The sequence below is a fragment of the Geothrix limicola genome, from assembly GCF_030268085.1.
Classification (GTDB): domain Bacteria; phylum Acidobacteriota; class Holophagae; order Holophagales; family Holophagaceae; genus Geothrix; species Geothrix limicola.
Genome location: NZ_BSDE01000009.1, coordinates 164,062 through 170,651, shown reverse-complemented (window position 1 = coordinate 170,651; position 6,590 = coordinate 164,062). Strand labels below are relative to the sequence as shown.

Here is a 6,590-nt window from a genome sequence, read left to right as displayed (position 1 = left end):
CCAACCACGCATAGGCTCGGCGTGGACTGAGGCCAATCGAATTGGCGGCAGCCTTGACCGTCCAACCCTCATCCAGGACTCGTCGGATCAATAAGGCTCGACTGGCAGGGCATGTTTTTGCTGAACTGTGAAGGTTCACCCGAGCACCTCTGAAAGCTGTTTGGTCGCACTTTCAGCTTCCCAGATCAGCTCGGGTGAACAACCTGATTGGCACTTACAACTAGGGTTCGATCGGGGATCCGGCTTCAGTCGAAGTGGGCCCCCATGTGGGCGAAGGCCGAGGTATCGCCAGCCTCGATGGGGGCCGGATCCTCCATGAGGTAGTCGGGCGACCACATGGCCTGGGCCACGGCGGCGGGGATGTCCTTGTCCTCGAGGTGGCGACGGGCCACGCCGGCCACCAGGGCCTCCTTCACCACGGCCTCGGCCACGGAAGCCGTCACCTCGCGGATGCGGCTCGCGGGCGGGAAGAGGCTGCCGACCTCCAGTTCCCCGGTGTGCACGTTCTCGGCGAGCCGCCGGGCGGCGGCGGCGAACATGCTGGTCGTCACCTCGCGAGCCTCGGAAACGAGCGCCCCCAGACCCATGGCGGGGAAGACGTAGACGTTGTTGCCCTGCCCGATGACGTGCACCCGGCCGCCCATGTGCACCGGTTCGAAGGGGCTTCCGGTGGCCACCAGGGCCCGGCCCTCCGTCCAGAGCAGCACGTTCTCGGGGGTCGCCTCGCACTTGCTCGTCGGGTTGGACATGGGGAAGACGAGAGGGCGTTCCACGTGCTTGGCCATCTCACGGATGATGGCTTCGGTGAAGGTGCCAGGCTCGCCGGAGGTGCCGATGAGCATGGTGGGATGCAGGGCGCGCACCACGGCCAGCAGGTCGCGGGGCTGACCCTTGCCGAGGCCCATCTTGGCGGCGAGTTCGGCGGGCCAGGCGAAGTCGCGCTTGTGCACGTCGGCGATGGGCTCGTCGTCCACCAGCAGGCCGTGGCTGTCCAGGTTCGCGGTCGCGCGGATGAGGGCCTCGCCGCTGAGCCCCTCACGCTTGAGGGTGTCGCGCACGAGGCGCACGATGCCGATGCCCGCGGCGCCCGCGCCCAGCACCACGATGCGCTGCTCACGCAGGGGGATGCCCGTGGCGCGGCTGCCGGCGATCAGGCCCGCCACGGCCACGGCCGAGGTGCCCTGGATGTCGTCGTTGAAGCTCGTGATCACCTTCTGGTAGCGGTCGAGCAGGCGGAAGGCATTGGTCTTCTTGAAGTCCTCCCACTGGAGCAGGGCCCGCGGGAAGCGCCGCTGCACCGCGTGGACGAATTCGTCCACGAGGGAGTCGTATTCCGGGCCGCGCAGGCGCGGGGCGCGCCAACCCAGGTAGAGGTCGTCCGAGAGCAGGTTCTGGTTGTCCGTGCCCACGTCGAGGCTGATGGGCAGCGTGAGCCAGGGCGGGATGCCCGCGGCGGCCGTGTAGAGGGCCAGCTTGCCGATGGGGATGCCCATGCCTCCGGCGCCCTGATCACCCAGGCCGAGGATGCGTTCGTTGTCCGTGACGACGATGAGGCGCACGTCGTCGAAGGGCGCATTCCCCAGCACTTCGTAGATCCTGCCCCGGTGCTCGGGGGTGATCCAGATGCCACGGGCGCGCCGGAAGATGTGGCTGAACTCCTGGCAGGCCTGGCCGACGGTGGGCGTGTAGACGATGGGCAGGAACTCCTGGATGTGGCCGATGAGCACGCGGTAGAACAGGTACTCGTTGCGATCCTGCAGGGCCGCCAGTCCGATGTACTTTTCCAGCGGATCCTTCTTCCGGCTGATGTTGGCGTAGACGCGGCGAGACTGCTGATCCTGGGTACTCACGGCGTGCGGAAGCAGTCCCTCCAGCCCGAGGGCCATGCGCTCTTCATGGGAGTAGGCCGTCCCCTTGGTGTACATGGGGTGGCGCAGCAGCCTCGTTCCCCGGTAGGGCACTGCGGTGCGCAGGTTTCCCTGGTTGTCGTATTTCAGGCCGTAGCGTTCCATCTCGGCACCCTCCCAGAACGGGGTCCTTGACCCCGGCGTTCGCGTGGACGAACCACCCCCTTCTCTCGCTGGAGAGCGTCGGGGCATTCGCCGGAGGGCCCTCGTCCTACCTCTCGGGAACAGGTCCTTCGACCTAAGCGAAGCCTGACGTCAACCAAGCGGCGAACGGACTCAATATGGTGCCGGTGGGAGGGGATGTCCAGGTCATCAAGACCTGGAAACGGTGCCCCTGTCTGCGTCTTGCGCGAGTGAGTCCAGGTCCCGCTGGAAAAGGGAGGCGGGCCAGCGTCGCCCGGTCTTCGGATCCCTCAAGGTGCGCTTGAGCACGTAATCGAAGAGGAGCGGATTCCGCTTCCAGATCTCGTTGAGGGCCTTGCGTTCCCCGGCCGTGATCATCCGCAGCTGCACGAGGCGGCGGGTCCAGATGACGAGGTCGACGCCGGGCAGGGGATAGTCGCTGCCGTTGAACAGGCGGCCGTCGAGGTCGGGGCGGGCCAGGAGGGTGCACAGCGGCGCCGGAAGGCGGTTGATCTGGGTGATGGCCGACAGGTCGCCGAAGAGGCGGCCCCGGTATTTCGGTTCGTCCATCAGGCGCAGGAAGAGGTCGAAGTTGGAGGCGCTCGTGCCGGGGTGATCGAGGTCGGCGTTGCGCCCGAGGCTGGCGCAGTGGGCCACGATGACGGTAACGCCGAGATCCAGCGGGCGACGCAGGCGCAGCGGATTGCCGAGGGCCTGCGCGTCCTTCACGGCCACCGCCTTCTCCTCGCCCGCATGGGTGAGCAGCGCGATGCCGAGTTCTTTCATGCGCGTGTAGAAGGCGTCGTAACGGGGATCGGCGGGATCGATGCCCTGGGCGTTGGGCAGCCATTTCAGGAGCCGCGCGCCCTTCGCGGCGCAGGCCTCCAGCTCCCGGATCGCGTCCTGGCGGGCGGGGTGGATGGAGATCACGGGCACGAAGCGCTCCGAGTGCTCCGCGGCCGCCTCGAATACGTAAGCATTGGGCACGTGGAATTCCGTGCGGGTCGGATCGGGTGTGCCATCGCCGTGGTAGGCGCGATCCATGGCCAGCAGGTGCACCTTCAGGGGATGGGGGAAGGCCTGGGCCCGCGCCACCAGGACCTCGAGGTACTGCTGGTCGAAGCGCGCCATGTCGCGGACGCCCGTGGCCTTCAGGTAGAGGCCCGTCTCAAGGCGCTTGAAGGGATGCCTCGGGCTGAACTTGTCCGGATTCACCGAAGTGCCGTCGCCATCCTGGCCCAGGCCCACGGCGTGGACGTGGAGGTCGACGATCGGGCGGGCCGGATCCAGGCCCGCGCAGGCCCGATCGATGAGGGTCTGGGCCGCGGGTGAATAGGGTGCTGTCGCAGGCGCTTCCGCTCCGAGGCGAAGCGTGAGGCAAAGCAGGATCAGGACGCGATGGGGGGCACGGATGGGGGCTGAAGGCATCGAACCGTTGTAGCAGGGATGAGGTTTTCCCTGAGCGGCGTCCTTCAGGGCGTCACCACCACCTGCACGGTTTTGGTTGTGCTGCCGTAGGGGCCCTCGGCCAGGAGGGTGTACGTGGTGGTCTTGGTGGGGTGCACGGTGGCGCTGGTGCCCGTCACCCATCCGAGTTCGGGGGTGATGAACCAGCGGGTGGCGTTGGTGCTGGCCCAGCTGAGCAGGGCGCTGGCGCCGCTGGGGATGCTGGCGGGCCCCGTGAAGGTGGAGATGGCCGGCGCGGTGCCCGTGGGATCGGCGGTGTAGACCGTGCCCATCTGCACCACTTCCAGGTCCGACCCCTTGATACCCGACAGGGTGGCCAGCTGGGTGTTGTCCCAGCGCTCGTCGGGCGCGCCGGAGAGGTACCAGGCGCTGCCGTTGTCGGCCAAGATCATGCCGTAGCGTTTGAGGGCTGCCAGCACCACCCGCGCCTGGGCGGGATAGGCGCTGATATCCACGCCGGCCTTCAGGCGCACGCGCAGGCCCATGGGCGGCGCGCTGGCGCTCGTGTTACTGGAGGCCCAGTGGGTGGCGGGCAGCACGTAGGCGCGCCGGGAGGTGGGCACCGTGAAGCGCAGGGCGTGGAGGATGGCGCCTGCGGCCACCTCGTCGTAGCGGGCCAGCCCGGGGAAGATGGGCAGGCCCGCCGCATCGGCGCTGGTCCAGCCGTAGGGCCTCAGGGCATTGCTCTTCAGATCCCAGACGGAGGCGGAGTCGGCATTCCAGCTGCCGTCGCCCTGCGGGTAGGTGCCATAGAGTTCGTAGAGCAGGCAGGTGTCGCGGTCCATGACGAGCACGTGGCGATCACCCGTGGACGTGTTGCCGCCTTCCACGGGCGCGGCGGCGGGGATGGGCATGGGGCCCGGGTCGCTCTCGTCGCCGTAGGCCGTGAAGGCCACGGAGACCTTGGCCTGGGATGAGGAGCCCACCACCACGTAGGGGATGCCGATGGGCGCGCCCTGCCAGAGCCCGGCGCCGAAATCGGGATGGAGGCCCGTGCCCGCGCCGATGAAGGCGATGATGGCGGCGCTGTTGGGATCCACCGGCGCGGCGGAGACATCCTGGTTCCAGGCGTTGTCGCCGGGGAAGGCGGTGAAGCCGTGAAGGCTCGCGCCGATGCCCAGGTCCGCGCCATTGCAGGCGCCCGCGGGAGGCTGCACGGAGACCGTCACGGGCACCTGGGCGGACTTGGTGGGATCCGCGGCGCTCACGGCCTTCACGTGGAAGGTTCCGGCGTTCCCGGGCGCGGTGTAGAGGCCTGTTTCCGTGATACTGCCGCCGGAGGCTTCGAGCACGCTCCAGGTCACGGCCTGGTTGGTGCTGCCGGAAACCGTGGCCTGGAAGGCCTGGGTACCGTTCGTCCATAGGCTGGCCCCGGGTGGGGTGATGGTCACGCTCAGGAAGGGCGCCGGCGGGGGCGCGGCTTTCTTGCCGCCGCCGCATCCGGGCGCGAGTCCCACCATCAGCCAGAGGATCCAGCCCGTACCCCAACCCAAGCCCCAATTTGGCACACGCATGGATTCCTCCGGGGAGCCCGAAGCCATGAGTGTTCTCCCCCTGTGATGAATGTCAATCCTGCCTGCCGGAAGGCGCGGAGCAGAGCTCCCGGCCTCTAATCTGACCGGGAGGTATTCATGAGCGCCAAGCCCACCTTCCGCGAGAAGTACGCCTTCCCGTCCAGCTTCTGGAACGCCAACGTGACGGAGCTCTTCGAGCGGGCGGCCTACTACTCCATGGCCAGCTTCATCGTGATCTACCTCGGGCGCCTCGGCCTGGGCGACTACTGGCCCAGCACCCTGAACGGTGTGCTCTGGTTCCTCGTCTACTTCCTGCCCATCCTCAGCGGCACCGTCGCCGATCAGATCGGCTTCCGCCGCAGCCTTCTCCTGGCCTGCGTGCTGCTGGTGGGCGGCTACTTCCTCATGGGCTACCCGGTCTGGTTCGGCGGGCAGACGCTGGCCCTGCAGGCCGGGAAGGACGTCACGGCAGGCTCGGCCGTGATGGTGCCCGTGGCGGCGGCCATCCTGCTCATTGGCATCGGCGGCTCCTTCGTGAAGCCCTGCATCGCGGGCACGGTGCAGCGCACGCACCTGGGCAAGGCGACGCTCGCCTTCGGGATCTTCTACACCGTGATCAACATGGGCAGCGTGTTCGGGCGCCTCACGGCCTTCTTCGTGCGCACCAAGCTGGGCCGGCTCGACACCATCTTCATCGTCTCCATGATCGCCTCGGTGCTGGCCTTCCTCACGGTGCTGCTGCGCTACCGCGATCCCGAAGCCGCCGTGGATCCCGCCAAGCCCAAGCGCAGCGTCTCCGAAGTGTTCTTCGGCATCTTCAAGGTGCTCGGCAGCGGCCGTTTCAGCATGTTCCTCGTGGTGAGCAGCGGCTTCTATTTCATCTACAACCAGGTCTACAACGTGCTGCCGCTCTACGTGAAGAAGACCGTGGAGCTGAGCCCGGCCATGGACCTCTACACCATGGCGAACCCGCTGACCATCGTGCTGTTCCAGCTGGCGATCACGAAGGCCTTCGGCAAGCTGCCGCCCATCAAGTCCATCATCGTGGGCACGGTCATCATCGGCCTCGCCATGCTCATCAACGTGGCGCCGCTCTTCATGGCCGGGGGCGTGACGGCCCGCGTGCTGCTGCCCGTGGGCAGCCTCTTCATCGTGATGACCGTGGCCCTCATCGCCTTCGGCGAGCTCTTCGCCGCCGCCCGGCTCTACGAATACATCGGCTCCCTCGCGCCCAAGGGCCAGGAGGGTCTCTTCCTCGGCTACGCCAACCTGCCCATGGCCCTGGGCAGCCTGGTGGGCGGCCCGGCGGGCGCCTGGATCTTCAACCGCATCATGTGCGCCGGCGCCGTGAAGCTGCCCAGCGGACTCCTGCGGCTCGATCCGAAAGCGGCCGCCGCGGGCTGGATCCTCCTCACCCTCTTCGGCCTCGGCAGCGCCCTCAGCCTGTGGTTCTACAACCGCTGGCTGCAGAGGCAGAGCTAAAAAAAGATGAACCGCGAATGACGCGAATGGGCGCGAATAAAGAAGAAAGAAAGAAAGTAAGTCTGTTGCTTTTATTCGCGTGCCCGAAGGGCATTTT

General features: G+C 67.3%; 5 protein-coding genes. 1 reads left to right on the top strand and 4 read right to left on the bottom strand.

What is annotated here, in order from left to right:
• From QSJ34_RS18655 to QSJ34_RS17870, 4 genes are all read right to left on the bottom strand, one after another.
• The coding region (locus tag QSJ34_RS18655; protein ID WP_420798882.1) for a leucine zipper domain-containing protein at positions 1-139 on the bottom strand (139 nt) is incomplete at its 3' end.
• A 106-nt stretch (positions 140-245) separates the two neighbouring features.
• A complete protein-coding gene (locus QSJ34_RS17880) occupies positions 246-2,012 on the bottom strand; it encodes an NAD-dependent malic enzyme (protein ID WP_285577904.1) in 1,767 nt (588 codons plus the stop codon).
• Positions 2,013-2,219: 207 nt separating this feature from the next.
• Positions 2,220-3,458: an amidohydrolase family protein gene (locus tag QSJ34_RS17875; RefSeq protein ID WP_285577902.1), complete on the bottom strand. Its 1,239-nt coding sequence runs from the start codon at positions 3,456-3,458 to the stop codon at positions 2,220-2,222.
• 44 nt (positions 3,459-3,502) lie between these two features.
• A complete protein-coding gene (locus QSJ34_RS17870; RefSeq protein ID WP_285577900.1) occupies positions 3,503-5,011 on the bottom strand; it encodes an Ig-like domain-containing protein in 1,509 nt (502 codons plus the stop codon).
• Positions 5,012-5,128: 117 nt separating this feature from the next.
• On the opposite strand from QSJ34_RS17870, the gene QSJ34_RS17865 reads away from it, so the two are divergent.
• Complete coding sequence (locus QSJ34_RS17865) at positions 5,129-6,493, top strand: MFS transporter (RefSeq protein ID WP_285577898.1); 1,365 nt, start codon at positions 5,129-5,131, stop codon at positions 6,491-6,493.
• Positions 6,494-6,590 lie beyond the last annotated feature (97 nt).

What these genes read in the sequence shown, in the direction of transcription:
- QSJ34_RS17880 (WP_285577904.1), bottom strand. Translation starts at nt 2,012, where the DNA reads ATGGAACGCTACGGCCTGAAATACGACAACCAGGGAAACCTGCGCACC.
- QSJ34_RS17875 (WP_285577902.1), bottom strand. Translation starts at nt 3,458, where the DNA reads ATGCCTTCAGCCCCCATCCGTGCCCCCCATCGCGTCCTGATCCTGCTT.
- QSJ34_RS17870 (WP_285577900.1), bottom strand. Translation starts at nt 5,011, where the DNA reads ATGCGTGTGCCAAATTGGGGCTTGGGTTGGGGTACGGGCTGGATCCTC.
- QSJ34_RS17865 (WP_285577898.1), top strand. Translation starts at nt 5,129, where the DNA reads ATGAGCGCCAAGCCCACCTTCCGCGAGAAGTACGCCTTCCCGTCCAGC.